The 26894-nt window shown below is 70.7% G+C and carries 24 protein-coding genes; 18 read left to right on the top strand and 6 right to left on the bottom strand.

The features are described 5' to 3' along the window. Nucleotides 1–43: 43 nt before the first annotated feature. From EL288_RS14105 to EL288_RS14040, 14 genes are all read left to right on the top strand, one after another. Entirely contained in the window at nt 44–982 is a 939-nt protein-coding gene (locus EL288_RS14105; RefSeq protein WP_370511778.1) for an ABC transporter permease, read from the top strand. Nucleotides 983–999: 17 nt separating this feature from the next. Continuing rightward, nucleotides 1000–1830, top strand: a complete 831-nt coding sequence (locus EL288_RS14100) for an ABC transporter permease (protein ID WP_003810639.1) — start codon at nt 1000–1002, stop codon at nt 1828–1830. Continuing rightward, nucleotides 1823–3457 (top strand): ABC transporter ATP-binding protein, encoded by a 1635-nt coding sequence (locus EL288_RS14095; RefSeq protein ID WP_003810641.1) that lies wholly within the window; start codon nt 1823–1825, stop codon nt 3455–3457. The genes EL288_RS14100 and EL288_RS14095 overlap by 8 nt, the downstream gene beginning before the upstream one ends. Beyond that, nucleotides 3454–4809 carry an amidase gene (locus EL288_RS14090; protein WP_003810643.1) on the top strand — a complete coding sequence of 452 codons (1356 nt, stop codon included), beginning with the start codon at nt 3454–3456 and terminating at the stop codon, nt 4807–4809. The genes EL288_RS14095 and EL288_RS14090 overlap by 4 nt, the downstream gene beginning before the upstream one ends. 177 nt (nt 4810–4986) lie before the next feature. Next, a complete protein-coding gene (locus tag EL288_RS14085; RefSeq protein WP_010926761.1) occupies nt 4987–5748 on the top strand; it encodes a TcpQ domain-containing protein in 762 nt (253 codons plus the stop codon). After that, nucleotides 5745–7322 (top strand): lipoprotein, encoded by a 1578-nt coding sequence (locus EL288_RS14080; RefSeq protein ID WP_033452424.1) that lies wholly within the window; start codon nt 5745–5747, stop codon nt 7320–7322. Before EL288_RS14085 ends, EL288_RS14080 begins: the two co-directional genes overlap by 4 nt. 3 nt (nt 7323–7325) lie before the next feature. Further along, entirely contained in the window at nt 7326–8600 is a 1275-nt protein-coding gene (locus EL288_RS14075; protein ID WP_033448219.1) for a type 4b pilus protein PilO2, read from the top strand. Continuing rightward, complete coding sequence (locus EL288_RS14070; RefSeq protein ID WP_232018691.1) at nt 8575–9081, top strand: hypothetical protein; 507 nt, start codon at nt 8575–8577, stop codon at nt 9079–9081. The genes EL288_RS14075 and EL288_RS14070 overlap by 26 nt, the downstream gene beginning before the upstream one ends. Further along, entirely contained in the window at nt 9078–10793 is a 1716-nt protein-coding gene (locus tag EL288_RS14065) for an ATPase, T2SS/T4P/T4SS family (RefSeq protein ID WP_033459815.1), read from the top strand. The genes EL288_RS14070 and EL288_RS14065 overlap by 4 nt, the downstream gene beginning before the upstream one ends. After that, complete coding sequence (locus tag EL288_RS14060) at nt 10786–11919, top strand: hypothetical protein (RefSeq protein ID WP_033459817.1); 1134 nt, start codon at nt 10786–10788, stop codon at nt 11917–11919. The genes EL288_RS14065 and EL288_RS14060 overlap by 8 nt, the downstream gene beginning before the upstream one ends. Nucleotides 11920–11956: 37 nt before the next feature. Continuing rightward, entirely contained in the window at nt 11957–12562 is a 606-nt protein-coding gene (locus EL288_RS14055; RefSeq protein WP_003810661.1) for a type 4 pilus major pilin, read from the top strand. After that, a complete protein-coding gene (locus EL288_RS14050; protein WP_033459820.1) occupies nt 12559–13377 on the top strand; it encodes a hypothetical protein in 819 nt (272 codons plus the stop codon). Before EL288_RS14055 ends, EL288_RS14050 begins: the two co-directional genes overlap by 4 nt. Nucleotides 13378–13448: 71 nt before the next feature. Continuing rightward, nucleotides 13449–16073, top strand: a complete 2625-nt coding sequence (gene alaS, locus EL288_RS14045) for an alanine--tRNA ligase (protein WP_003810664.1) — start codon at nt 13449–13451, stop codon at nt 16071–16073. Further along, on the top strand, nt 16060–16314 hold the full coding sequence (locus EL288_RS14040) for a sulfurtransferase TusA family protein (protein ID WP_003810665.1): 255 nt from the start codon (nt 16060–16062) through the stop codon (nt 16312–16314). The genes alaS and EL288_RS14040 overlap by 14 nt, the downstream gene beginning before the upstream one ends. Before the next feature lie 68 nt (nt 16315–16382). On the opposite strand, the gene EL288_RS14035 is transcribed toward EL288_RS14040, so the two are convergent. Further along, on the bottom strand, nt 16383–16964 hold the full coding sequence (locus EL288_RS14035) for a hypothetical protein (RefSeq protein WP_003810668.1): 582 nt from the start codon (nt 16962–16964) through the stop codon (nt 16383–16385). 303 nt (nt 16965–17267) lie between these two features. Between EL288_RS14035 and rpsP the strand changes: the two genes are divergently transcribed. The 3 genes from rpsP to trmD all read left to right on the top strand — a co-directional run bounded on the left by rpsP (nt 17268) and on the right by trmD (nt 19090). Beyond that, nucleotides 17268–17528, top strand: coding sequence for a 30S ribosomal protein S16 (gene rpsP / locus EL288_RS14030; protein ID WP_010926757.1), 261 nt, complete (start codon nt 17268–17270; stop codon nt 17526–17528). A 165-nt stretch (nt 17529–17693) separates the two neighbouring features. After that, on the top strand, nt 17694–18317 hold the full coding sequence (gene rimM, locus EL288_RS14025; protein ID WP_003810674.1) for a ribosome maturation factor RimM: 624 nt from the start codon (nt 17694–17696) through the stop codon (nt 18315–18317). Next, on the top strand, nt 18317–19090 hold the full coding sequence (gene trmD, locus EL288_RS14020; RefSeq protein ID WP_003810676.1) for a tRNA (guanosine(37)-N1)-methyltransferase TrmD: 774 nt from the start codon (nt 18317–18319) through the stop codon (nt 19088–19090). The genes rimM and trmD overlap by 1 nt, the downstream gene beginning before the upstream one ends. Here trmD and EL288_RS14015 read toward each other — a convergent pair. From EL288_RS14015 to EL288_RS14000, 4 genes are all read right to left on the bottom strand, one after another. Next, nucleotides 19087–20295, bottom strand: coding sequence for an aminotransferase class V-fold PLP-dependent enzyme (locus EL288_RS14015; protein WP_003810678.1), 1209 nt, complete (start codon nt 20293–20295; stop codon nt 19087–19089). The two genes, trmD and EL288_RS14015, sit on opposite strands and share 4 nt — an antisense overlap. A gap of 25 nt (nt 20296–20320) precedes the next feature. After that, complete coding sequence (locus EL288_RS14010; RefSeq protein ID WP_033448216.1) at nt 20321–20794, bottom strand: RidA family protein; 474 nt, start codon at nt 20792–20794, stop codon at nt 20321–20323. A 73-nt stretch (nt 20795–20867) separates the two neighbouring features. Beyond that, the gene (locus EL288_RS14005; RefSeq protein ID WP_033448215.1) at nt 20868–22217 is read right to left on the bottom strand and encodes an ATP-binding protein; all 1350 of its coding nucleotides are present in this window, start codon (nt 22215–22217) and stop codon (nt 20868–20870) included. Next, nucleotides 22214–22885 (bottom strand): response regulator transcription factor, encoded by a 672-nt coding sequence (locus EL288_RS14000; protein ID WP_003810683.1) that lies wholly within the window; start codon nt 22883–22885, stop codon nt 22214–22216. Before EL288_RS14000 ends, EL288_RS14005 begins: the two co-directional genes overlap by 4 nt. A gap of 129 nt (nt 22886–23014) precedes the next feature. Here EL288_RS14000 and EL288_RS13995 point away from each other — a divergent pair, with 129 nt between their 5' ends. Beyond that, nucleotides 23015–23770, top strand: coding sequence for a MipA/OmpV family protein (locus EL288_RS13995; protein ID WP_003810685.1), 756 nt, complete (start codon nt 23015–23017; stop codon nt 23768–23770). Nucleotides 23771–23862: 92 nt separating this feature from the next. On the opposite strand, the gene EL288_RS13990 is transcribed toward EL288_RS13995, so the two are convergent. Continuing rightward, nucleotides 23863–26745, bottom strand: coding sequence for a valine--tRNA ligase (locus tag EL288_RS13990; RefSeq protein ID WP_033459823.1), 2883 nt, complete (start codon nt 26743–26745; stop codon nt 23863–23865). Nucleotides 26746–26894 lie beyond the last annotated feature (149 nt).

Genomic DNA, 26894 nt, shown 5'->3' with positions numbered 1-26894 from the left:
CGCCATGGCGCCGCGCAGCACGTAGGAGATCGTTTTCGTGCAAATTCTGAGGTTGCTGTTCCTGCGCCTGGCCAGCGCCATTCCCGTGGTGCTCGTGGTGGTGACGGTGGTTTTCCTGCTGGTCAGGCTGACCGGCGATCCCGCCACGATTCTCGCCGGCGACATGGCCAGCCCCGAGGTGGTCGCCAGCGTGCGCGCCGACCTGGGGCTGGACCGCCCCTTGCTGGGCCAGTATGCCCAATGGCTGTGGGATCTGTTGCAGGGCAACCTCGGCACATCCATCGTCACCAAGCAGCCCGTGGCGACGCTGATCGGCGAGCGCCTCGAATCGACCCTGGTGCTGTCGCTCAGCGCGCTGGTGGTCACGGTGCTGCTGGCGGTGCCGCTGGGCGTGCTGGCGGCCTGGCGCCACAACACGCTGGTCGACCGGGTCGTGATGATCTACGCGGTCATCGGCTTCTCGCTGCCCAGCTTCGTGGTGGGGTACCTGTTGATACTCATGTTCTCGGTCTGGCTGGGCTGGCTGCCGGTGCAGGGATACGTCAGCATCACCGACGATATCTGGCTGGCCGCGCAACACCTGGTATTGCCCACCCTGGCGCTGGCGATCTTCTACATGTCGCTGATTTCGCGGGTGACGCGCGCCAGCGTGCTGGAAGTCCTGAACGAGGATTTCGTGCGCACCGCCAAGGCCAAGGGGGTGCCGCCGCTGCGCATCCTGTCGCAGCACGTGCTGCGCAACGCCGCGATTCCCATCGTCACCGTCATCGGCATCGGGCTGGCCTTCCTGATCAGCGGGGTGGTGATCACCGAGAGCGTGTTCAACCTGCCCGGCCTGGGCCGCCTGACCATCGACGCCGTGCTGTCGCGGGACTACCCCGTGGTCCAGGGCGTCATCCTCTTTTTCGCCTGCGTCTACATCCTGGTGAACCTGTTGATCGACATGCTGTACGTGGTCATCGATCCACGGATCCGCTACTGACGATCCGGAGACGAGACATGACATCCATTCTTCGCCACAACAGACTGGCGCTGCTGGGAGGCGGCGTGCTGCTGCTGATGGTCGCCATCAGCGTCGCGGCTTCCTGGATCGCCAGCATGGACCCCGCGATGATGCAGCCGCGCATGCGCCTGACGCCGCCGGGAGAGGCCTTCCTGCTGGGCACCGATGCGCTCGGGCGCGACGTGTACTCCCGCGTCGTGCATGGCAGCCGCATGTCCCTGGCCATCGGCGCGCTGGTGGTCGTCATCACGATTGCGATCGGCACCCTCATCGGCCTGGTGGCCGGGGCCTCGCGCATCATGGACCGCGTCCTCATGCGGATCATGGACGGCGTCATGGCCATTCCCGGCATCCTGCTGGCGGTGGCCCTGGTATCGCTGTTCGGCGCCAGCCTGGCCTCGGTCGTGATCGCGATCGCCGTGCCCGAGATTCCGCGCGTGGTGCGCCTGGTGCGCAGCGTGGTGCTCTCGGTGCGCGAAGAGCCCTACGTCGAGGCCGCGGTCGGGCTCGGGGTGCCGTATCCCAAGGTCGTCTGGCGGCACATCCTGCCCAATTGCTTCGCGCCGCTGATCGTGCAGGCCAGCTACGTGTTCGCCGCGGCGATCCTGCTCGAGGCCGTGCTGGGCTTTCTGGGCGTGGGGTTCCCGCCCGAGATCCCCACCTTCGGCAACATCCTGGCCGAGGCGCGGCCGGTCTTCCAGCGCGCGCCGTGGGCCACCGTGGCGCCCGGCCTGCTGCTGGCCGTCACCGTGCTGGCGGTGAACCTGCTGGGCGATGGACTGCGCGACAGCCTGGACCCGAAACTCGCGAGGCGCGCAAATGATTGAGAACACACCGAAGCAACGGGTGCTGGAGGTGTCCGGCCTGGCCATCCGCGCCGGCGCGCGGACACTGGTGCAGGACGTCACGCTGAGCCTGGCCCAGGGAGAAATCCTGTGCCTGGTGGGCGAATCGGGGTCGGGCAAGTCGCTGACGGCGTCGGCCGTCATGGGGCTGCTGCCGGGCAACCTGGGCGTGAGCGCCGGCAGCATCCGGCTCGATGGCGAAGACCTGACCGCGGCGTCGCCGGCGCGCATGCAGGCGCTGCGCGGCGACCGCATGGCCATGGTGTTCCAGGAACCCATGACCTCGCTCAATCCGCTGATGCGCGTGGGACGCCAGATCGCGGAGGTGTTGCAGGTGCACCGGCCGGACCTGGGCGCCGGGCAAGTGCGGGCGCGGGTGCTGGAGCTGATGGGCGATGTGCACCTGCCCACCCCCGAGGCGCTCATGGACGCCTTCCCGCATCAATTGTCGGGCGGGCAGCGCCAGCGCATCATGATCGCGATGGCGCTGGCGCTGGAGCCCGCGCTGATCATCGCCGACGAACCCACCACGGCGCTCGACGTCACGACCCAGGCGCAGGTGCTCAAGCTGTTTCGCCAGTTGCTGGCCAAGCATTCGAGCGCGGTGCTGTTCATCACGCATGACTTCGATGTGGTGCGCGATATCGCCGACCACGTGGCCGTGATGCAGCTGGGCCGCATCGTCGAACAGGGGCCGGCCGGGCAGGTGCTGGACGCGCCTCGCCACGACTACACCCGCAAGCTGCTGGCCGCGGTGCCGAGCGGCGTGCCCAAGACGCAGCAGAACGCGTCGTCCGATGAACTTCTGTCGGTTAGCGGCCTGAACCTGGTTTATGAGTCGCGCGGCCTGCTGGGCCCGGCGCGGCGCACGCATGCCGTCGCCGATGTCGGCTTCACGCTGAAAAAGGGCGAGACCCTGGGCGTTGTCGGCGAGTCGGGCTCGGGCAAGTCGACCCTGGGGCGCTGCATCACGCGGGCGCACGCCCCCACGTCGGGCCGGATCGTCTTCGACGGCGTGGACATCGCGGGGCTGTCGGGCAAGGCGCTGCGGGCGGTGCGCCGCCGCGTGCAGATGGTGTTCCAGGATCCCTACCGGTCGCTGAACCCGCGCCGCAGGATTCTGCATGCCTTGATCGAAGGCCCGATCGAAAGCGGGGTGGACCGCAAGGCGGCCTGCGCGCGCGCGGCCGAATTGATGGCCCTGGTGGGCTTGCCGGCCGACGGCCTGCAGCGTTATCCGCACCAGTTCTCGGGCGGGCAGCGGCAACGCATCTGCATTGCGCGCGCCCTGGCGATGGAGCCCGACCTGATCGTCGCGGACGAGGCCGTGTCGGCGCTGGACGTGTCGGTGCAGGCGCAGGTGCTGGAGCTGTTCGAAGATCTCCAGAAGCGGCTGGGATTCGCCATGATCTTCATTACCCACGACTTGCGCGTGGCCGCGCAGGTCTGCGACCGCATCGGCGTGATGCAGAAAGGGCGCCTGCTCGAGCTGGGCCCGGTGCGGCAAGTCATCCATGCGCCCCAGCACCCCTATACCCGCCACTTGTTCGATTCGCTGCCCGGCCGCGTGGGCCAGGCGGCGGAACCCGCCATGGAGCTACAGGCATGACCAGTACTGACCAGCATATTGCCCGGGCCGGCGTCGCCGAGCTCGCCAGGGGGATCGCCCGGGGCGCGTTCACGCCCGCCGAGGTGACCGACGTCTTCCTGCGCCGCATCCAGGACCTGAATCCCGCGATCGGGGCGTTCGTGGCCGTCTACGAGGACGAGGCCCGGCACGCGGCCCGCCAGGCCACGCAGGCGCTGGCGCAAGGGCAGCGCCTGAGCCCCTTGCATGGCATTCCGTTCGCCGTGAAGGATATCGTCGACGTGGCCGGCAGATTCACGACCTATGGCTCGCGCACCGGCGCGGGGCGGCAGGCCGGCGCCACCGCCGAGTACGTGCGTGCGCTGCTCGATGCCGGGATGATCCTGCTGGGCAAGACGCACACCGTGGAATTCGCGTTCGGCGGCTGGGGCACCAACCAGCGCATGGGAACGCCGCGCAATCCGCTGCGCGCGGACGTGCCCTGCGCGACGGGCGGATCGAGCAGCGGATCGGGGGCCGCCGTCGGCGCGCAGATGGTGCCCTTCGCGGTAGGCACGGACACCGGCGGCTCGATCCGCATTCCTTCGGCGTTCTGCGGGCTGACCGGCATGCGGCCCAGCATGGGGCGCCACAGCGGCGCGGGCGTCATGTCGCTCAGCCACACCCTGGACACCATCGGACCGTTGGCGCGCACCGTCGAAGACGTGCAGATGCTCGACGACCTGTTGACCGGCAAGACCGCCACGGACACCGCGCAGCCGGGTTCGCAGGCCGTGGCGCGCGTGCGCGACGCGCGTATCGGCGTGCTCGGCGCGCAATGGCTGGGCGCCATCGAGCCCGAGGTGGCGCACGCCTATGCGCAAAGCCTGCGGGCCTTCGAGGCGATGGGCGCGACGCTGGTCGAGCTGGCGCTGCCGTTCGACCGGGAAGCGTTCGCCCAGTTGACCTCCACGCTGATCGCCTGCGAAGGCCTGCAATTCGCCGGGAAGTACGTCCACGACCCACTGTCCGGCATGGACGAGGACGTGCGCGCGCGCTTCCTGGTGGGCGACCGGTACGATGCCGCCGCCTATGCCGAATTGCTGGGGCGCCGCAGCGCGATGATCGATACGTTCACGCAGGCGATGGCCGGCGTCAAGGCCTTGCTGATGCCTACGACGCCGTGCGTGGCGCAGCCGCTTGCGGGGCTGGAGCAGTCGCCGTACAACCCGGCGGTGTACACGCGCATGCCGGCGTGGCTCGGCTGCTGCGCGCTGGCGGTGCCCAACGGCTCGGGGGCGCACGGCTTGCCGACCTCCCTGCAGATCGTCGGCCTGCCCGAATCGGACCGGCTGGTGATGTCGCTGGGGCGCGCCTACCAGGAATATGCGTAGGGCGCGACGCGCTGCGGGCCGGCCGCTGGCCGGCCTTTTTTATGGCCATGCAGATCGCCTGGCAAGGCATGGTGCCCGATTGATCCATGCGTACATGTCGGTCTAGGCGCGCCCCGCCGGCTGCGTCACCATGCCTGGCATCCCGCGGCCGTCGCGCCGCCTTGCCAGGAAAGTCGCATGGTTCGATCGCTGTCCATAGTGTGCCTGCTGGCCGTCTTGCAGGCCTGCGCGGGCCCGCGCCCGGCCGCCGTCGCGGCCGCCTGGGACGAGGCGCCGGCCGGCCAGTACCGCTTCGACTGGCAACTGTCGGGCGACCCGGCGGTGGCGCCGCTGCAGGTGTTCGACGATGCGCGGCGCATCTGGCTGCAGTTCGCGCCGGGCCAGCCGATACCGGCCATCTTCGCGCACGGCGCCGGCGGCGAACGTCCGGTGCCGTACCTGCGCCGCGACCCCTACATCGTCGTGGACGGCGCCTGGCCCGCGCTCAGCCTGCGCGGCGGCCGCTATGTCGCGCGCATACAGCGCAGCGGCGCGCCGATTCCGGCGGGCGCGCCGGTTGTCCGCGCCGAGGGGCCGGCCCCGGTCCCGGCCACGCCATCCGCCGTCGCGCCCGCCGAGGCCGCCGAGGCCGCGCCGCCGGCGCCGCGCTTTCGGGCCGCGCCGCCCGACCTGACCTTGCGGGCCGTGCTGGCGCGCTGGGCGCGCGCCGCGGGCTGGACGTTCGAGGCCGAACACTGGGCCCTCGACGTCGATATTCCGCTGGCGGGCAAGGCCGAACTTCCGGGTGATTTCAAGACCGCCGTGCGCGCGCTGCTGGCGGCCACCGAATTGTCCGAGCGGCCGGCGCAGCCGTGCTTCTACGCCAATCGCGTACTGCGCGTCGTGCCGCTGGCGCAAGCCTGCGACCGCACGCGCGCCGCCGCGCCGGGGCTGACATGAAGGCGCGGCGCCTGGCCATGGCGGGCCTGTCGCTGGCGCTCGGCGGATGCTCGCTGTCGCAGCAGATGCAGGCCATGCGCGACGCCGCGACGTCCCTGCGCGCACGCCTGCTCGAAGGGCAGCAGGCCGTGGGCCGGGCCGGCGAGCGGCCGGCGCGCGAAGCCGCCCAGGACGTCGCGCGGCCCTGGCTGGCCGGTCGCGCCCAGCCGCTGGCACGCGAGGTGCTGCTGCCGCCGGCGCTGCGCGCCGATGTCGATACGACCCTGCTGTTCGCGGGCAAGGCCACGCTGCCCGTGCTGGCCGAGCGCCTGCATCGCGCCACCGGCATCGCCGTGCGCGTGCATCCCGACGCGCTGCTGCCGCGCGCCGCCTTCCTGCCGCGCCTGGCGGGGCCGGCCGAGCTGGCGGCCGAGCCTCCCGCCCAGGCCGAACTGCGCGCCGGGCCGCGTCCGCTGGCCGACACGCTCGACGCGCTGGCCGCGCAGCTGTACGTGCACTGGCGCTACCATCGCGGCGCCATCGAGTTCTACCGCACCGAAACGCGGGTCTTCGATGTGCGCACGCTGGCGCTGGCAGCCAGCGCGCAGGCTCGGCTGGGCCGCGCCGGCAGCGGCGAGACGGGCAGTTTCGACCATGCCTCGAGCACGGTGCTCAGCGCCGACGCCGGCAAGGCGCTGCAGGCCGTGCGAGACCGCGTCGCCGCTTTCCTGACGCGCGCCGGCGTCATCGCCGAGATCGAGGCGGGCGGAAGCACGCTCGCGGTCACGGATACGCCGGAGGCGCTCGCGCGCATCGAGAAATACCTGCAAGGCGAGAACCGCGCCCTGACGCGCCGGGTACGCCTGGTGTTCGAAGAACTCACGGTGCGCACCATGGCCGCCGCCGAAGGCGGCATCGATTGGCAGGCGGTCTACGCCAGCGCGCGCGCCGCGGCGTCGTACGCCATGCCCGGCGGGGCCGGCGCGGCAGGCGCGCTCGGGGCCCGCGTGCTGGCCGGGCCCTGGCGCGACGCGCGCGCCCTGATCGCCGCGTTGAGCACCATGGGAGCGGTACTGCGCCATCGCAGCATACCCATGCTGACGCTGAACCGGCGCGCCGTCACCCACGCCGTGCGCACCACGTTTTCCTACGTGGACCAGGTGCAGCGCCTGAGCCCGACCGCGGCGGCGCCCGGTGGGCGCGATGCCGTGCCCGGCCTGGCGGTGCAGCAGAAGCGCGAGACGGTGGGCACGTTCCTCACGCTGTTGCCCGAGGCGCGCGATGACGGCCGCATCCTGCTCTCCATTTCCTATGACAACACCATCGCCCAGCCGTTGCGCACCCTGACCTTCGGCGAGGGCGGCCAGCAAGTGTCGCTGCAGCAGATCGCCATCGACGGCAGCGGCATCGTGCAGCAGGTCGAGCTGCTGCCCGGCCAGCCCGTCATCCTGTCGGGCTTCGACCACAGCGAAGACCAATACGAACGCCACCGCCTGTTTCCCGATGCGCCGCTCGCGGCCGGCGGGCACGACCGCACGGCGCGCGAGCGGGTCACGACCGTGGTCATGGTCACCGCGCAGATCGACGAGGGTTGAGCCATGCGCGCCGCCACGCATCCGCCGCTGGTGCTGCAGCAGACGCAGGGCGGGCCCATGCTGGCCTTCGGGCTGACATGGTTCGCCGTGCTGGGCAGTCACGCCGCGCTGCAGGGGCGGGCCCGCGCCCGCGCCTTGCGCGCCACACATTACCTGGTGGGCGGCCGGCACGCGGTCGCCGCGGGTTGCGCGCGCCTGCCTCGCCGCTATGGCGCGCTGGCGCTCCACAGCGCGGCGCAGGCGTACGCCAGTCTGCACCCGGATGGCGCGCAGGCCGGCGTGGCCAGCCTGCCGGACGGGCAGGGCTGGCTGATCGCCGTGCAGGACGGCGCCGTGCTTGCCAGCGCCGACCGGCTCTTTGCGGATGTCGCGCAGGCGCAGGCCTGCCTGCGCACGCTGTTGGCGCAGCGTCCCGACCTGCGCGAGGTGCCGGCGCAGGCCGCGCTGGATACCTTGCTGGCCAGGCCGGATCCCTCCGCGCGCCTGGCGCCGCTGGCCTCGCGCTGGTCGCGTGCGCCGGTAGCGGCGCGAGCGGTCGTGCTGGCGCTGGCCGTGGCCGGCGGCGCCTCGTTGTGGCGCGGCCTGCGCCAGGCGCCGCCGCCCGCCGCGCCCGATCCGCGGGCCGTCTGGCGCGCCGCCCAAGCGGAGTTCCTGCGCGGCTGGCCGGTGCATACCAGCAGCGAGCTGGCGCGGGTGCTCGATACCTTGCAGGCCTTGCCGCTGCGGGTCGCCGGCTGGGCGCTGCGGCAGGCGCAATGCGTGCCGGGCCCGGCGTGGCACTGCGACGCCGACTACCACCGCGTCGATGCGGCGGCCACCAGCCTGGCGTTTGCCGCCGCGGTTCCGCCCGGCTGGCAGATGCGGCTGCATACGCTGGAGCATACGCGCGTGGCCTGGACGCTGGCCGGCGACCAGCACGGGCTGGATCGCACCGCGCCGGCCTCGCCGGCCGACACGCTGGCGCTGGCCGCCACGCTGCAGCGTGCCAGCGCCGCCTTCACGCATGTCTCGGTGGGCGCCGCGCAGGCGCTGGCCGGCCCGGCCTGGGATGGCCCGCCCGAGCTCGCGCCGCCTGCCGCGCCCGAGCTCCGCCGGCGCGAGCTCGTGCTCGACGGGCCTCTGCGTTCGCTGGCGCTGGTGTGGCCGCTGCCGGCGCCCATCGGATGGGCCACGGTGTCCCTGCGCGTGGTCCCGGACGCGATCGCGACGCTGCGCGCCAGCGTGCTGTCGCTGCATCTTCAAGGATCCCTCTATGAGCAGACGACTTCACGTTCCTAGCGGGGCCTTCCTGGCGGCGCTGGTATCGGCCCTGACGGTTCATGCCGCGCAGGCCCAGCCGGCCGCGCCGCCCGCACCCTGGCCGCACGCCGATACCGTGCGCGAGCTGCTGCGGCGCGAAACCCTGGCGATCGCACAGCCGCCGCGACCGGCAGCCCCGGCGCCGTGGAGCGACGCGCCAGCCGCGCGCAAGGCAGCGCCGGCGGCGCCGGGCCCGCGCGCCGACCGCATCGTATTGCTGGCCATCTACGGCGTCGGCGCTGCGCTGCGCGCGGAGGTCTCCATCAACCGGCGCCATTGGCGCTACCTGGCGGGCCAGCGCAGGCCGTCCGGCCAGGCGCCCGAGGCCCGCTACCAGCTCGAAGCCATAGCCGTGCCATGCGTGCACTTGCGCAGCGGCGCGGTCCGCCGCACCGCCTGCCTGGCTGCGGCCGCGAGCCTGGACAACGGCGCGGCGTCTGCCGCAGGGGCCGCGCCATGAGAATCCGATCCCACAGGCCGGTCTTGCACAGCCCGTGCACCACGCTTGCTCCCTTCGTGGCCGACCACGAGGCGCTGGGCCGCCTGCGTCCCGCGTTCGTGCGTGCGCTGGCGCGGGAGTTCGACCTCGGCGCCCTGGCGGGACGCCTGTGCCCGGTGCTGCTCGAAGGCAGCTACGCCGCCTTGTTCGCGCTGGCCGACTACGTACATGGCGACCAGGCCGACGAACTCGAGCGCCTCATGCGCAAGCGCGGCTACCGGCTGGCGGCGCCGGCGCGCTATGTGTTGCCTTCGCCCTTGCTGCTGGCCGTGGCGCGCGAGGCGGCTGGCGCCCCGGGCCTGCATGCGGCCGACCATCCCGCGCAACGGCGCACGGCGCTGCAGGCGCTGTTCTTCGACATGGTGCGCTGGGGCGTGCGCCACGGCGCCAGCGATCTGCACCTGCACGCCGACCGACGCGCCGCCACCGCGCAGGTTCGCTATACCGTGGGCGGCGCCTACGTGGCCGCGCCATGCTTCAATGGCCTGTCGCATGCCTGCCTGCTCGAAATCCTCGCGGTGGCCTGGATGGACGTGCGCGCGGGCAACGGCGCGGTGTTCGATCCGCGTGCCGAACAGCAGGGACGCATCGCGCTGCAGGTCGACGAGGTGCCGGTCGTGCTGCGCTGGGCCTCCCTGGCCACGGATCACGGTCCGTCCGTATGCCTGCGCATCCTGCGCCAGGACCCGCCGCAAGGCGGGGCCAGCCTGGCGGAACTGGGCTATCTGCCGGCGCAGGCCGCCACGCTCGAGCGCGCCTGCCAGCGCGCTGGCGGGGCGGTGGTGCTGGCGGGCACGGTGGGGGCCGGCAAGTCCACCACCCTCGCCACCATGCTGCGCGGCCTGCCGGCCGAGCGCAAGCTGGTCACCCTGGAAGACCCGGCCGAGTACGCCATCGCCAACGCCCTGCAGAACAGCGTGAGCCGCTCGCTGGAAGGAGAGGCCGGCGCGCCGTTCGATGCCAAGCTGCTGACCATCAAGCGCTCGGCCATGCACGACCTGTACCTGGGCGAGGTCCGGGATCGCCAGACCGGGCGCGTCTTCACCGACCTGGCCGGCTCCGGGGTCAGCCTCTACACCACGACGCACGCCGGCTCCGCCTTGCTGATTCCGGAACGCCTGGCATCCGACTTCATCGGTGTGTCGCGCGACTTCCTGGCCACGCCCGGCGTGCTCAAGCTGCTGGTCTACCAGACCTTGCTGCCACGCCTGTGTCCGGCATGCGCCTTGCCCCTGGCCATGCTGTGGCACCGCGGCGCCGGCCGGTCCCACGCGCAGCGCCTGGCGTGGCGTTGCTGGGCCGCGCGCCTGCGCCGCGCCGGCGTGGCGCTGGCGCAGGCGCGCGTGCGCAATCCCGCCGGTTGCGCGGCCTGCGCAGGCGCCGGTCTGCCGGCCCTGCGCGGCTACGCGGGGCGCACCGTGGTCGCCGAACTGCTCGAGCCGGAAACCGACGCCGTCCTGCTCGATCTCATCCGCCGGCGCGACAATCCGGCGCTGCGCCGCTTGCTGGGGCGGCGCGCACGCCGGCAGCCGCCCGACGCGCCGCTGCGGGCAGTCGATTGCGCCTGGCGCAAGGTCGAAGCAGGCGTGGTGGATCCGCGCCTGGTCGAACGCTGTTTCGCGCTGCCACCCGCCTTGCGTACGCCGATGGGCGCCGAGGACGGCCATGGCTGAGCACGCGGCGCTGGCGTTGGCGTGGCGCGCGGCCGGCGCGCTGGGCCAGCGGCTCGACGCATGGCGCTTCGGCGCCGAGCGGGGCGACTACTACGAATACCTGGCCGACATGCTGGAAGGCCTGCAGGGGCGTCAGACCCTGCGCGACATCTTCGAGACCGACGCGGCGCGCCATGGCGAGGCGAGCGTGCGCGGCCGCCTGGCGCGCCGTTGGCTGCACCGCTACCAGGATTGCGGCGGCGACCTGCGCGCCACCTGGACCCGTTGCCTGCCCGAAGGCGATTGCACGCTGCTGGCGCTGGCGCAGTCGGCGGGCGGCGGCGCGCTGGGCATCGTGTTGCGCGACCTGGCGCACCTGACCCGCCTGACGCAGGGAATGCGGCGCGAGTTCTGCGTGACGATCGCCGCCGGCTTGGTCGCCATGACGGTGGCCTGCGCCTTGCTGGCGGCCGTGCCGGCCTTCAGCGCGCCGCGCCTGCGCCTGGTATTCCAGGCCGTGCCGCCGGATTACCACGGCGCCTGGTCGGCCGGCCTGTTCGCGCTGGCCAGGTACGTCGAAGCGGCCTGGCCCGCGGCGGTGGCGGCATTGACGGCGGCGGTGGCGCTAGTGTGCTGGTCGCTGCCCCGCTACGCCGGGCGCGCGCGCGTGTTCCTGGACCGCTGGCAGCCATGGCGCCTGTACCGCGATATGCAGGCGATCCGCTTCCTGGCGCTGGCCACCGTGCTGTTGCGCCAGCGGGGCAACATCGACACGCGCCTGCGCACCGCGCTGCTCGTCCAGGGGGCCGACGCGCCGCCGTGGCTGGCCTGGCACCTCGAGCGCATGCTGCTGCGGGTCGACGCCGGGGTGGTCGATGCCAGCGTGTTCGATACCGGGCTGTTCGAACCCGCGCACGCCTGGTTCATGGCCGACATGGTCGCCGCGCATGGCCTGGCCGACGGCTTGGCGCGGGCGCGCACGCGGGTCGAGGCGCACATGCTGCCGCGCCTGCGGCGCCAGGCGCAGGGCCTGCGCTGGGTACTGCTGCTGGGCGCGGTCGGGGCGGTGCTGGCCCTGGCGTTTTGGCATTACGCCGCCATCGACGATCTACGGCGCGCATTGGTCAGTTTCTACGCCAGCCAATAAGCCTCGGCAGGCGTTTCTTCACGCAGGAGGATTCTTCATGTCACACACGATTCTGTCCGGCCGCCAAGCCGGCTTCTCCCTGGTCGAGGTGTCCATCGTCACGGCCATCGTCTTGCTGGTGGCCATCATCGGCATTCCCGCCATCGGCTCGTATGTCATCGAAAGCAAAGTGCCCCGGGTCGGAGAGGAACTGCAGCGTTTCGTGGCGCGGACCAAGGCCAATGCGCAAGGCGATGGCGCGGCGCCCTACACGGGCATCGGCACGGCGTCGCTGGCGCATGCGCTGCGCGATTCCAGCGTGGTGTCGGTGCGCGGCGAGGGCGCGTCGGCGACGGTCGCGCACGGCCTGGGCGGGCAGGGGGCTGGCGCCCATGGCGTCATCAGCGTGGCGCCGGCCGCGCCGGGCGGCGCGCCGCCCGGTTCGGCGTTCACGCTGACGCTGACCAATGTCAACGGCGCGGCCTGCCCGGCGCTGGCCTCGGTCATGCAGCGCGTATCCGACATCATCGCCGTGCAGGGCAAGGCGGGGCCGGTGGTGGTCAAGAATGCGCTGGCCGTCCCGGCGTTGCCGTACCGCGCGCAGGCCGCCCAGGCGCAGTGCGTGGCGGGCGATCGCAACACCTTCGTGTTCACGGCGCGATGAGATCCGCGCGCACCCAGGGCGGCCTGGCCTTGCTGGAACTGGCTGTGGCCGCCGCGCTCGCGGCCATGGCGGCGGTGTGGGCCGCCAACCGGCTGGTGCAGGATGCTCAGGACGCGGCCGCACGCGGTGCCGGCGTCTGGCTGGGCGAAATCCAGCGCGGCCTCGACCAACTGCTGCAGCGGCATTTCGACACGCTGGCCGATGGGCTGGCGCCGCGCGATGAGCGCGGGCGCGCGCTGTTTCGCGATGCCTGGCGTCCGACGCTGCCCGAGCTGCAGGCCGCCGGCCTGCTGGCGCGTTCCCTGCCGAGGCGCTCGCCCCTGGGCACGGGGGTGATCATGCTGGTCCGGCGCGATCCGCATTGCCCGCGGGCGGGCTGCCGGCTGGACGCGCTGGCCTGGCTGGACCGCCCCTTGCTGGATGGCCACGGCCAGGTCGACCTGATGCGCATGGCGCCCCTGGTGGCCGCCACCGCCGGCCGTGGCGGCTTCGCCGTGGCCGGCGGGGTGCGCGGCGCGGCGTTTCGCTTCGCCAATCCGCCCTGGCCGGACGTGGCGCGGCTGCCAGCCGGCACGCCGCTGGCCTGGGCCGGCCTGGCGGCGGGCAAGGCATCGCCGGCGTTCGGCGGCGCCTATTCGGTGAATTCCCACGTGGGCTGCCGCTCGTACAGCGGCCATACCAGCCGCAACCCGCTTACCGGACAGTGTTCGTGCCCACCGGGTTACGCGTCGGTTATCATGGCGCAGGCCATCGACCGCGTGGACGGCGCGCCGGGGTTCACCAGCTTCGTCTGCGTGCGTCCGGGCAAGGAGTAGGGCGGCGGCGCTGGCATCGGCCTGCCGACCCTCTATAATCAAAAATTCGCCAAAATCCCGATTCATCCACGATGAAATCCTCTGAGATTCGCCAGAAGTTCCTGCAATTCTTCCAGTCCAAGGGCCACACGATCGTTCCGTCGTCGTCCCTGGTGCCGGCCAACGACCCCACGCTGCTCTTTACCAACTCGGGTATGGTGCAGTTCAAGGACGTATTCACCGGCAAGGAAGCGCGCGCCTACAAGCGCGCCACGTCGTCGCAGCGCAGCGTGCGCGCCGGCGGCAAGCACAACGACCTCGAGAACGTGGGCTACACCGCCCGCCACCATACGTTCTTCGAGATGCTGGGCAACTTCAGCTTCGGCGACTACTTCAAGCGCGAGGCCATCCAGTACGCCTGGGAGCTGCTGACCCAGGTCTACAGGCTGCCGGCCGAGAAGCTGTGGGTCACGGTCTACCAGGAAGACGACGAGGCCTACGACATCTGGGCCAAGGAAGTCGGCGTGCCCGCCGAGCGCATCATCCGGATCGGCGACAACAAGGGCGCCCGCTATGCGTCCGACAACTTCTGGCAAATGGCGGACACCGGCCCCTGCGGCCCGTGTTCGGAAATCTTCTACGACCATGGCCCGGAAATCTGGGGCGGCCCTCCGGGCTCGCCCGAGGAAGACGGCGATCGCTACATCGAGATCTGGAACCTGGTGTTCATGCAGTTCGAGCGCGACGCCGCCGGCAACATGGAACGCCTGCCCAAGCCCTGCGTGGACACCGGCATGGGCCTGGAGCGCATCGCGGCGGTGCTGCAGCACGTGCATTCCAACTACGAGATCGACCTGTTCCAGAAGCTGATCGCCGCCGCCGCGCGCGAGACCGGCGTGAAGGATCTGGCCGATAACTCCCTGAAGGTCATCGCCGATCACATCCGCGCCTGCGCCTTTCTCATCGTCGACGGCATCATTCCCAGCAACGAAGGCCGCGGCTACGTGCTGCGCCGCATTGTGCGCCGCGCCCTGCGCCATGGCTACAAGCTGGGCCAGACCAAGCCGTTCTTCCATCGCCTGGTGCCGGACCTGGTGGCCGAGATGGGCGAAGCCTATCCCGAGCTGGCCCAGGTGGCCGAGCGCGTGGCGCAGGTGCTGCGCCAGGAAGAAGAACGCTTCGGCGAAACGCTCGAACACGGCATGAAGATCTTGGACGGCGCGCTGGCCAAGGTCGCCAAGGGCGACCCGCTCGACGGCACCACGTTGTTCACGCTGTACGACACCTACGGCTTTCCGGTCGATCTCACCGCCGACATCTGTCGCGAGCGCGGGGTCGAGGTGGACATGGCCGGCTTCGAGGCGGCGATGCAGCGCCAGCGCGAGCAGGCGCGCGCCGCGGGCAAGTTCAAGATGGCCGAGGGCCTGAGCTACGAAGGCGCCGAGACGCGCTTCGAAGGCTACGAGAGCCTCGAATTGAGCGGCGTCAAGGTGACGGCGCTGTATGTCGAGGGTACCCAGGTCGAGCAGGTGTCGGCGGGCCAGGACGCGGTCGTGGTGCTCGATGCCACCCCGTTCTATGCCGAGTCCGGCGGCCAGGTGGGCGACACCGGCCTGCTGGAGGCTGGCGGCGTGCGGTTCGCGGTGGCCGACACCCTCAAGATCCAGCCCGGCGTGTTCGGCCATCACGGCACGCTCGAGGCCGGCGCGCTGAAGGTCGGCGATACCTTGCTGGCGCGCGTGGATGCGGTGCGTCGCGCCCGCACGGTGCGCAACCACTCGGCCACGCACCTGATGCACAAGGCCTTGCGCGAAGTGCTGGGCGCCCACGTGCAGCAGCGCGGCTCGCTGGTCGATCCCGACAAGACCCGCTTCGACTTCGCGCACGACGCGCCCATGACGGCCGAGCAGATCGCCCGCGTGGAAGCCATCGTCAATGCCGAGGTACTGGCCAACCAGGCCACAGAGGCCAAGGTCATGGCCTACGACGACGCCGTCAAGGGCGGCGCGATGGCGCTGTTCGGCGAGAAGTACGGCGATACCGTGCGCGTGCTCGACATCGGTTTTTCGCGCGAATTGTGCGGCGGCACGCACGTGCGGCGCACCGGCGACATCGGCCTGTTCAAGGTGGTGTCCGAAGGCGGCGTGGCGGCGGGCGTGCGTCGCATCGAAGCGATTACCGGCGACAACGCGCTGGCCTGGGTGCAGGACCAGAACGCGCTGCTGCAGCGCGCCGCCGGCGTGCTGCGCGCCCCGGCGCACGAGCTTCCCGAGCGCATCGTCCAGGTGCAGGAACAGCTCAAGGCGCTCGAGAAAGAGCTCGAGCAGGCGCGCACCAAGCTGGCCGCCAGCGCCGGCAACGACCTGGCCGCCACGGCCACGGTCGAGGTCAAGGGCATCAAGGTGCTGGCCGCCAGCATCGGCGATGTGGATCCCAAGGCCTTGCGCGGCATGGTCGACAACCTGAAAGACCGCCTCAAGCCCGCCGTGGTCCTGCTGGCCGCCGGCTCGGCCGATGGCAAGATCAGCCTGGTGGGTGGCGTGACGGCCGATCTCACCGGCCGCATCAAGGCCGGCGATCTGGTCGGCTTCGTGGCTGGCCAGGTGGGCGGCAAGGGCGGGGGCCGTCCCGACATGGCGATGGGCGGCGGCACCGATCTGGCGGCGCTGCCGGCTGCCGTGGCCAGCGTACAGAAGTGGGTCGATGAGCGCCTCTGATACCGGCGGCCTGCCGCCCTACCAGCACGAAGTCGATGCCAGCGGGCTGACCTGTCCGCTGCCCATCCTGCGCGCCAAGAAGGCGCTGGCGCAAATGGAAAGCGGCCAGGTGCTGCGGGTGGTCACCACCGATCCCAACGCCATCCGCGATTTCCAGGCCTTCGCGCGCCAGACCGGCAACACCTTGCTGGCGCAGCGCGAGGCCGAGGGCCGCGGCGAGCACTTCCTGCAGCGGCGCTGAGCGCCTGCCGGCAAGCAAACGGCCCGCGCAAGCGGGCCGTTTGCCTTGGCGCGCGACCGTGCGTGGGGCTAGCGGCTGCGCACGGCGGCGGCCAGCGCGCGCGTCACCGTGAAGTCGACCAGGTCGCCTTCCTTGAGAGTGCGCAGTTTTTCCTGCGCCGCGGCGCTGCGCAAATGGAAGGTCTCGCGGCCGCCTTGCGGGCCTTGCAGGATGACCGTGCGGCCGTCCTTGGCGATGTGCCAGATTTCGGCCGTGATGGTCGTGCTGCGGCCCACCGCGCCTTGCGGCAGGGCGCCTTCCTTGGCGCGGGTGGCGACGGTCTCGCTGCGGACTTCCGGTACACCGCTGCCCTTGGCGCGCGTGGCGATCGACACGGACTCGTAGTAGTCCACACGCATGGTGTCGCCCACCTTGATGCGGTCGAAATTGCGCACGTCGGGGCCGGCCTGCAGGGGAACTTCGTTGCCTTGCGGGCCGCGCACCGTCACCGTGCGCGTGGCGGGGTCCACCGCGGTGATCTGGCCTGTGACCGAAACCAGGGCGGCGTCGCCGACCCGGGCGGCCGCCGGCAGGGGCGCCGCCAGGACGGCGGCCAGGGCGCCGCAGGCGGCCAGGCGGGTAAGCGGGGCAAGAATCGAACAATGCTTCATGATGGAAAGCTCCTGTCGATGCGATGAAACAGCGGGCGGTGTATGCTTGCATACCTGCCGGGCCGGCTGCCTTTGCAGGCAGGCCGGCGCGCCGCTTGCGAGGGGCCTTCGGGCCGCCCGCGTGGCCGCCCCCCGGTTGCGTCACGCAAGCATACGCCTGTGGCGCGGGCGGCGTTCAGCGCAGTTGGGCATTCGTCCCATTTTTTTGTCTGTCCATAGGGGAAAAACGCAACTTCAGTTGCCACCAGGCAACTTTAAGTGCTAGAATTTCCCGTTTTTCACAACCAATTCAAGGGATTACCTATGCTGGTGATTCGTCTGGCCCGCGGTGGCTCGAAGAAGCGTCCGTTTTACAACCTGGTAGCTACCGATTCGCGCAATCGTCGCGATGGCCGTTTCGTCGAGCGCGTTGGCTTTTACAACCCGGTTGCCGCTGAAGGCACCGAGAATCTGCGCATCGCCCTGGACCGCGTGCAATACTGGACCGGCAACGGCGCGCTGCTGTCGCCCGCCGTCGAGCGCCTGGTCAAGGAATACTCGGCCAAGGTTTCGGCTGCTGCCTGAGCCCGCTGCCGGGTGCGGCGGGTGCGGGCGCGCGTAAGCGTACCCCCGGCCGTGCCCCCGTGCGCGTCTGGCCGGGGCTTTGCCATGCCCGCCAGCGCCTGCATTTCTTGAAAGCGCTGCCTATGCCAGCGCTTTCTTTGTCCGCAACTTTGCTACACACGACACATGTCTGAAGCCGCACATTCCGGCGCGGCGCCCGCGGATCTGGTCGAGCTGGGCCGCATTGCATCGGCCTACGGTGTCAAAGGCTGGGTAAAGGTGCAGCCCCACTCGGCGCAGGCCGAAGTGTTGCGCACCGTCTCTCACTGGTGGCTGACTCGCCCCGCGCCGCAAGCGGCCCGGGGCGTTGTCGCGTCCGTGCCGCGCGCCTATCAGGTGCTGCAGGCGCGCGTCCATGGCGGCGCGGTGGTGGCCCAGCTGGCAGGCATCGACGACCGCGATCAAGCCGAGGCCTTGCGCGGTTGCCTCGTCCAGGCGGCGCGCAGCGCCTTTCCGGCGCCCGCCGACGACGAATACTATTGGGTCGACCTGATCGGCTGCGCGCTCTACAGCGATGCGGACGGCGAGTCCCGCTTGCTGGGCGTGGTCGACGAGGTGTTCGACAACGGCGCGCACGCGGTCCTCAAGGTCTTGCGCCAGCAGCTCCAGCCCGGCCAGCCCGGGCCGGTGCCGCTGGTCGACCCCAAGGGCCGGCCGCTCGAAGAGCTGGTGCCGTTCGTGCGCGCCCATATCCGGCATGTCGACCTGGCCGCGCGCCGCATCGACAGCGACTGGCCTCTGGACTACTGATGCGCTTCGACGTCGTCACGCTGTTTCCCGACATGTTCGGCCTGGTGCGCGACCAGGGCGTGACGGGGCGCGCCCATGCGCAGGGCCTGTGGGCGCTGCACGCCTGGAACCCGCGCGATTTCACCCAGGACGTGCATCGCACGGTTGACGACCGCCCCTACGGCGGCGGCCCAGGCATGGTGATGATGGCCGCGCCGCTGGAAGCCGCGGTGGCGGCCGCGCAGGCCGCCCGCGCCGCGCAGGGCCTGCAGGCCGCGCCGGTGATCCTGCTGTCTCCGGCGGGCCGGCGCTACGACCAGGCCGAAGCCACCACGCTGGCGGCGGGCTCGGGCGCGATTTTCATCTGCGGACGCTACGAAGGCGTGGACCAGCGTTTCATCGAGCGCTGTGTCACGCATGAGCTGTCATTGGGCGATTTCGTGCTGTCGGGCGGCGAACTGGCCGCCCTGGCCATGATGGACGCCGCGGTGCGCTTGCTGCCCGGCGTGCTCAACGATGGCGACTCCGCGCTGCAGGACTCCTTCAACGCGGCGCTCGACGGCCTGCTCGACAGCCCGCATTACACCCGTCCGGAAGTCTACGAAGGCGTGCCGGTGCCGCAGCCGTTGCTCAGCGGCCATCATGCCAACATCGCGCGCTGGCGCCGCGAGCAGTCCCTGCGGCTGACCGCCAGCCGCCGCCCTGAGCTGATCGAACGCGCGCGCGGCGAGGGCCGGCTCAGCAAGGCCGACGAGCGCTTCCTGGCCGGCCTGGCGGGCGAGCGCGAAAGCTAGGGCGCGCGGCGCGCCAGCGCGGCCAGCGCGCCGAGCAGCGCATCGATCTCGGCCTCGGTGGTCAGGTAGCTGACCGAAGCGCGGGCGATCTGCCGCAGCCCGCGCGCCTGCATGTCCAGGGGCGTATAGGCCACCCCGTTGCAGCCCAGCGCGATTCCCTGGCGCGCCAGCTCGCGTTGCACCGCGTCGGCCTGCCAGCCTGCCACATCGAAGGCAATCAGCCCGGATCGCACCCGTCCCTGGTCCAGCAGCGTGATGCCGTCGAGCGCGGCCAGGCGCGTGCGCAGACGCGTGGCCACGGCGTCGATGCGCGCGCGGATCGACGCGATGTCCAGCTCCAGCGCTTCGTGCAGCGCGTGGGCCAGCCCGCAGCGCAGCGCCACGCTGTTTTCGGCCGACTCGAAACGGGCGGCGTCGCCGCGCACGATGGGGCAGCCATCCTCGCCCAGCGGCGCCGACCAGGTATCGACCCAGGCCGGCGCCAGCCGCTCCAGGAAGGCCTGGCGCACATACAGCAGCCCGGTGCCGCGCGGCCCGCGCAAGGCCTTGCGGCCCGCGCCGCTCAGGACGTCGCATCCTACCTCGGCGACATCGATGGGCAATTGCCCGACGGCCTGCGCGGCATCGACGAAATAGGCGATACCGTGGCGCCGCGCAATGCGCCCGACGGCGGCAGCCGGATTGACCAATCCGCCATTGGCCGGCAGCCATGTCAGCGCGATCAGGCGCACCCGCTCGTCCAGCATGGCCTGCAAGGCGCCGGGGTCCACCGCGCCGCTCTCGTCCGAGGCAATGGTTTCTATCGTCGCGCCGGCGCGCTGCGCGGCCAGGCGCATGGCCGCCAGGTTGCCGCCCCATTCGTGGCGGGCGACCAGGATGCGGTCGCCGGCCCGCCAGGGTCCGAGCGCGGCGAAGGCCGCGCCCCAGCCCGCCGAATTGCCCGTGGTCAGCGCAACCTCGGCTGGCTGGGCGTTGAGCAGGCGCGCGGCCAGCAGGCGTGCGCGCTCGGCCTGTTCGCGCGCCCGTACGCCGGCCTCCATGGGCCCCTGCGTGGCCTCGAGGCGCAGATGCGCCTCGATGGCCTGCAAGGTGCCGGCCGAGGGCAGCGAAGCGCCCGCGTGGTTGAAGTGGATGAATGCGCCTTGCGCGCCCGGTGTGCGGGCACGCAGGACGGCGACGAGCTCATCGGTCAGCGTGGCGGGCATGGTGCGATCCTGGCGTCGGGGCGGCTCAGGCCTGCGCCAGCGCGACCACGGCCTCGACTTCGACGGCGACGCCGTTGGGCAGCGAGGCCACGCCCACCGCGCTGCGCGCATGGCGGCCCGCTTCGCCGAACACATTGACCATCAGGTCCGATGCGCCGTTCGCGATGGCGCTGTGGCGATTGAAGTCCGGCGCAGCGGCCACGAATACGCCCAGGCGCACGACGCGCGCCACGCCCTGCAGGCGGTCGCCGGTGGCGGCGGCCAGTTGCGCCAGCACGCCCAGCGCGGCCTGGCGCGCGGCCTGCACGCCTTCTTCGTCGCTCACGCTGTCGCCAAGGCGGCCCAGGTGGACGGGCTTGCCGTCCACGCGCGGCACCTGCCCCGAGATGTACAGGAGGTTGCCGTCGCGCACGAACGGCACGTAATTGGCCGCCGGGGCGTTGGCCGGCTCGAGAGTCAGGCCGAGTTCGGCGACGCGGGCGGAGATCGAAGCAGTCATTGTCGTACACCTGTTCAGAGAGTGAGCCCCACATCCTAGCGGTTGCGGCGCATGCTGGCCAATTCCTCATGCGCTAGCTGCGCGGCGCGAAGCCCACGGCGATGCCGAAGCCGCGGCCGTCCAGGCCGGCGCCGCAGTCGATCCGGGCACGATGCAGGCGGGCGATCTGGGCCACCAGCGACAGGCCGATGCCGCCGCCGCGCTGCGCCTGGCCCGGCTGGCGATAGAAACGCTCGAAGATGCGCTCGTGCCGGTCGGCGGGCACGCCCGGCCCGTTGTCCAGCACGCGCAGGCCGACCGCGCCGTTCTCCAGCGGGCCGCAGTACACGACGACCCGGCCGCCCTCGGGCGTATAGCGCAGGGCATTGTCGACCAGGTTGCTCACCAGGATGCCGAGCGAATCCAGGTCGCCGCTCACGAAGGCGGGCCGGACGTCGAGCTGGATGCGTTGATGGCGCGCCTGCGCGCGCGCCTGGTGGTCGGCGATGATCATGGCGGTCAGCGTGGCCAGATCCACTTCGCCGCCAGGCACGGTGGCTTCCATGGCGTCCAGGCGCGCCTGGTCGAGCAACTGCTCGGACAGGCGGGCGGCGCGCCGCGCCGCGTCCAGCAGTTTGCACAGCGCGCTGTGCCGTTCGTCGGCGTGGCGCGCGCCAAGCGCGACTTCCGCCTGCATCTTCAGCGCGGCCAGGGGCGTGCGCAGTTCGTGGGCCGCGTCGGCGATCAGGCGCCGTTCGCGCGCCAGCGCCGTGTGCACACGCCCAAACTGCCGGTTGATCGCCGTGATCAGCGGCCGCAGTTCCGCCGGCACGTCGCCGTCGGGCAGGGGGGCGAGATCCAGCGGATCGCGTTGCTGGACGGCGCGGCCGACACGGTCCAGGCGCCGCATGGCGCGGTCGATCGCCAGCAGGATGCTCAGGGCCAGGAACAGGAACAGCAGGGCCGAGGCCTTCAGGCTGGCACCCAGCCATTGCAGGATGTCGCCGCGGCGCGCGGCCAGCGAATGGCCGGCCTGCGCCTGTATCCGGCCCTCGGCGTCGGTCACGCTGTAGACGCGCCACGGCTCTCCATCCAGCTCGACGTCGGCATAGCCGTCGGCGAAGGCCGGGTTGAGCGGGCCGGGCGGCGCGTTGACGCTGTGCACGATCTGGCGGCGCGACGCCATGCTCCAGATCTGGAAGCTCATGCGCAGCTCGCTGGTCTGCACCGGCTCGGGCAGGCGAAAGCCGGTCGGCTCCGAACGCTCCATGATGTCCAGCGGCATGGACAGCACGGCCTGGCTGGCGACATCGCGCAGCCGGGCGTCCCAGGTGCCGGTTTCGCGCCGGCCCATTTCGAAGGTCTGCCAGCCCAGCCAGACTCCCCAGTTCAGCAGCAGCGCGGCCAGTACCGCGGTCAGGATGCGTCGCTTGAGCGATTTCATGCGCCTTCCTGGCCGATGCGATAGCCGTAGCCGTGCACCGTCTCGATCAGGTCGTCGCCCAGCTTGCGCCGCAACTGGTGCACGTACACGGCGACCGTGTTGCTTTCCAGCGCCACGCTGGCGCCGTAGACATCGTGCTCCAGCTGCTCGCGCGAGACCGTGCGGCCGCGCCGCTGCATCAGCGCCAGCAGCGTGCGGTATTCGCTCTGGCTGAGCGCGACGGGCCGGCCCGCGCGCGACACCTGGCGCGCCGCCGGGTCCACCAGCAGCTCGCCATGCCGCATGAGCGGCGCCACCTGGTTGTGGCTGCGGCGCAGCACGGCGCGCAGGCGCGCCAGCAGTTCGTCCAGTTCGAACGGCTTGACGATGTAGTCGTCGGCGCCGCCGTCCAGGCCGCGGATGCGGTCGCTGAGCTGGTCGCGCGCGGTCACCAGCAGCACCGGGGTGGTGTCGTAGCCCTCGCGCAGCGCGCGCAGCAGCGCCAAGCCGGACTGGCCGGGCAGGCCTATGTCCAGCAGGATCAGCTGGTAGGCGTGGTCGACCAGCGCAAGCTGCGCCTGCGCGCCGTCGCGCACCCAATCGACCCGGGCGCCGAGTTCGCGCTGCAGCGCGGTCTGCAGCGCGTCGCCCAGCATCGGGTCGTCTTCCACCAATAGCAAATGAGTCATGTCGTGTCGCCGGGCTATCCGCGTCCAGTGTCGCAGCCGCCGATTAAAAAGAATTTAAAACGCGGCGCGCACAATCGCGCCGTTGGGGCAGGCCGCCTGCGCGGCGCCCCGGTTTCCCAAGGAATGACAATGAAGCACGCATGGTGGCGCGCGACCGTCGTGTGCCTGGCCGGCACGCTGGGCACGGCGGCGCAGGCCCAGAACTACATCGGCATATCGGCGGCGGTGGCGCCGCGCTACGAGGGCGCCAAGGACTACCGCTTCCTGCCGGTGCCGCTCATCCATTACGAGAACGGGCCTTTCTTCATTTCGCCGCGCGCCGGGCTGCCCAGCGCCGGCCTGAAGTGGCAGCTCGGCGAGCATGTGCATGCCGGCGTGTTCGTCGGCGCGCACCTGGGGCGTGACGCCGACGATTCGGACATTCTCCATGGCCTGGACGACATCGATATGCACGCGACCTACGGCGCCTACATCGAATGGCAGTATGGCGCGCTGGGCCTGGGCGCCGCATACCGCCAGGCCGCGCGCAGCGGCTACGGCGGAGTGGGGGAGCTGCGCGCCACCTACCGCGTCTGGCAGACCGGGCGCGACAGCGTCTCGGTGGGCGCGCGCACCGAGTGGGCCAGCGACGACTACATGCGCACCTGGTACGGCATCAGCGCCTCCCAGGCCGCCCGCAGCGAGGCCGGGTTGCGCCGCTACTCGGCCTCGTCGGGATTCAAGTCCGGCGGGATCTTCGCGTCCTGGACGCACCGCCTGGACCAGCGCTGGGCCGTCAACGCCACGGCGGGGGTCAATACCCTGTTCGGCGATGCGCGCGACAGCCCCGTGAGCGAGCGCTCGACCAACTACTTCGGCGGCGTGGGCCTGACCTACGCGTTCTGAACCGTGCCGGCGCCGCCTGTGCGCTCGCGCCGCTGTGTCCATTGCGCTTGCCATGGGCAGGAACCCCCGGCCGCGCCGGGGGTTCCTTGCGTTCAGGCGCCCAGCTTGACGCGCTGGCCGCGTACTTTCTCCAACGTTTCGCTGAACTGCGCCAGGCGCGCCTTCTCCTGTTCGACCACGGCCGCCGGCGCGCGCTCGACGAAGCTGGCGTTGCCCAGCTTGCCGTTCGCCTTGGCGATTTCGCCCTCCAGGCGCGCGATCTCCTTGTCCAGGCGCGCGCATTCGGCCGCCACGTCGATTTCGACATGCAGCATCAGGCGCGCGTCGCCCACCACCTGCACCGGCGCGCCGGCGTCGGGCAGGGCGGCCACCACCTCGACCTCGCTCAGCTTGGCCAGCGCCGCCAGGTAAGGGGCATTGCGCGACAGGACGTCGGTGGGGCCTTCGGCGACCAGCGGGACACGCTGGGCCGGCGACAGGTTCATTTCGCCGCGCAGCGCGCGCACGGCCTCGACCTGGGATTTCAGTTCGGCCACCGCGGCTTCCGCCTCGGCGTCGACGGCCTGCGGATTGGCGCGCGGGTAGGGCTGCACGCTGACGCTGGCCACGGCGCCGGCGGTCCGCTTGCCGGCGACCAGCGCGACCTTCTGCCACAGTTCTTCCGTGATGAACGGGATGACCGGATGGGCCAGGCGCAGCACCGCCTCCAGTACGCGGATCAGCGTACGGCGGGTGCCCAGCTGCTGGGCCGGTGTGCCCTGCTGGATCTGCACCTTGGCCAGCTCCAGGTACCAGTCGCAGTATTCGTCCCACACGTAGCGGTACAGCGCGTTGGCCACGTTGTCGAACCGGTAGTCGGCGAAGCCGCGCTCGACCTCGGCTTCCAGCGCCTGCAGCTGGCTGACGATCCAGCGGTCGGCAAACGAGAGTTCGCCGCCGTCGCCGTCCAGCGCGTGTCCTTCGGTGTTCATCAGCACGAAGCGGGTGGCGTTCCACAGCTTGTTGCAGAAGTTGCGGTAGCCTTCACAGCGCTTCAGGTCGAAGTTGATGTTGCGTCCCAGGGTGGCATAGGCCGCCATGGTGAAGCGCAGCGCGTCGGTGCCGAACGCGGGAATGCCGTCCGGGTACTGGCGGCGCGTGGCCTTCTCGATGGCGCCGGCCTGCTTGGGGTTCATGAGGCCGAAGGTGCGCTTGCGCACCAGGCCTTCCAGGTCGATGCCGTCGATGAGATCGACCGGGTCGAGCGTATTGCCCTTGGACTTGCTCATCTTCTGGCCGTCGGCGTCGCGGATCAGCCCGTGCACGTACACATGCTTGAACGGCACGCTGCCGGTCATGTGCATGGTCAGCATGACCATGCGCGCGACCCAGAAGAAGATGATGTCGAAGCCGGTGACCAGCACGCTGGAGGGCAGGTAGCGGCGCAGGTCGGGCGTGTCCTCGGGCCAGCCGAAGGTGGTGAAGGGCACCAGGGCCGACGAGAACCACGTATCGAGGACGTCCGGGTCGCGCGTCAGCGGGCCGGCCACGCCGGCGGCGCGCGCCTGCTCCTGCGCCTCCTGCTCGGAGCGAGCCACGAACACCTGGCCGTCCTCGCTGTACCAGGCCGGGATCTGGTGGCCCCACCACAGCTGGCGCGAGATGCACCAGTCCTGGATGTTGTTGAGCCACTGGTTGTAGATCGTGGTCCAGTTCTCGGGGTAGAAGGCGATGCGGCCGTCGGCCACCGCCTCCAGCGCCACTTCGGTGATGCTCTTGCCGGGGTTGAGCGTGCCGGCCGGGGCGGGCTTGCTCATGGCGACGAACCACTGGTCGGTCAGCATGGGTTCGAGCACGACGCCCGTGCGATCGCCCTTGGGCTGCATCATCTTGTGCGGCTCGACCTTCACCAGGTACTGCTGCGCCTGCAGCTCGGCCACCACGGCCTGGCGCGCTTCGTAGCGCTCCAGTCCCTGGAACTGCTTGGGGCCGTTCTCGTTGATGTGGGCGTCGAGCGTGAAGATGACGATCAGCGGAATGTCGTGGCGCAGCGCGCAGGCGTAGTCGTTGAAGTCGTGCGCGCCGGTGATCTTGACACAGCCGGTTCCGAAATCGGGGTCGACGAAATCGTCCGCGATGATGGGAATGTTGCGGTCGCACAGGGGCAGCTCGACCAGCTTGCCGAGCAGGTGCTTGTAGCGCGGATCGTCGGGGTGCACGCACAGCGCGCCGTCGGCCAGCATGGTTTCCGGGCGCGTGGTGGCGATGGTCATGCCGCGCAGCGTGACGGTGTTGCCGTCCTGGTCGGTGATGGTCTGCGGGCCGTCGACGAAGGGGTAGAGGATGTGCCACATGTGGCCATCCACCTCCTCGGACTGTACTTCAAGGTCCGACACGGCCGTCAGCAGCTTGGGATCCCAGTTGACCAGGCGCTTGCCGCGGTAGATCAGCCCTTGCTGATACAGGCGCACGAACGTCTCGGCCACGCCGCGCGACATGCGCGCGTCCATCGTGAAGTACTCACGCGGCCAGTCGGCCGACGCGCCGAGGCGGCGCACCTGGCCGGTAATCGTGCTGCCGGACTGTTCTTTCCACTCCCAGACCTTTTCCACGAACTTCTCGCGGCCGAGGTCATGGCGCGAAACCTTCTGGGCATCGAGCTGGCGCTCGACCACGATCTGGGTGGCGATGCCGGCGTGGTCGGTGCCGGGCACGAATACGGTGTCGTCGCCCAGCATGCGGTGGTAGCGCACCAGGCCATCCATGATGGTCTGGTTGAAGGCATGGCCCATGTGCAGGGTGCCCGTGACGTTGGGGGGCGGGAACTGGATGACGTAGGGCTGGGGGTCGGTCCCCGTTTCTACGTGCCGGCCGGCGTCGAAGTAGCCGCGCTTGGTCCACTCGTCGTACCAGCGGGTTTCGATTTCGGCGGGTTCAAAGCTCTTGGACAGTTCCTGGGATTCGTTCACGGGTTGATTGGGTGCGGCGTCAGTCATTGCGGGTTCCGGCGGTCAGCCTGGGAAGAATAGGGGGCAAGCAAACGATCGATTTTAAGATGTAATACGTTCTTGCCGGCGTGTTAGAATACCCGGTTACTGTAAACCTTTTAGAAGTGCCTGTTTTTATTGGGAAAATCTGATCGGTA

This window comes from Bordetella bronchiseptica (assembly GCF_900636925.1).
GTDB lineage: Bacteria > Pseudomonadota > Gammaproteobacteria > Burkholderiales > Burkholderiaceae_B > Bordetella > Bordetella pertussis.
This window is presented reverse-complemented; position numbering and strand designations above follow the sequence as displayed.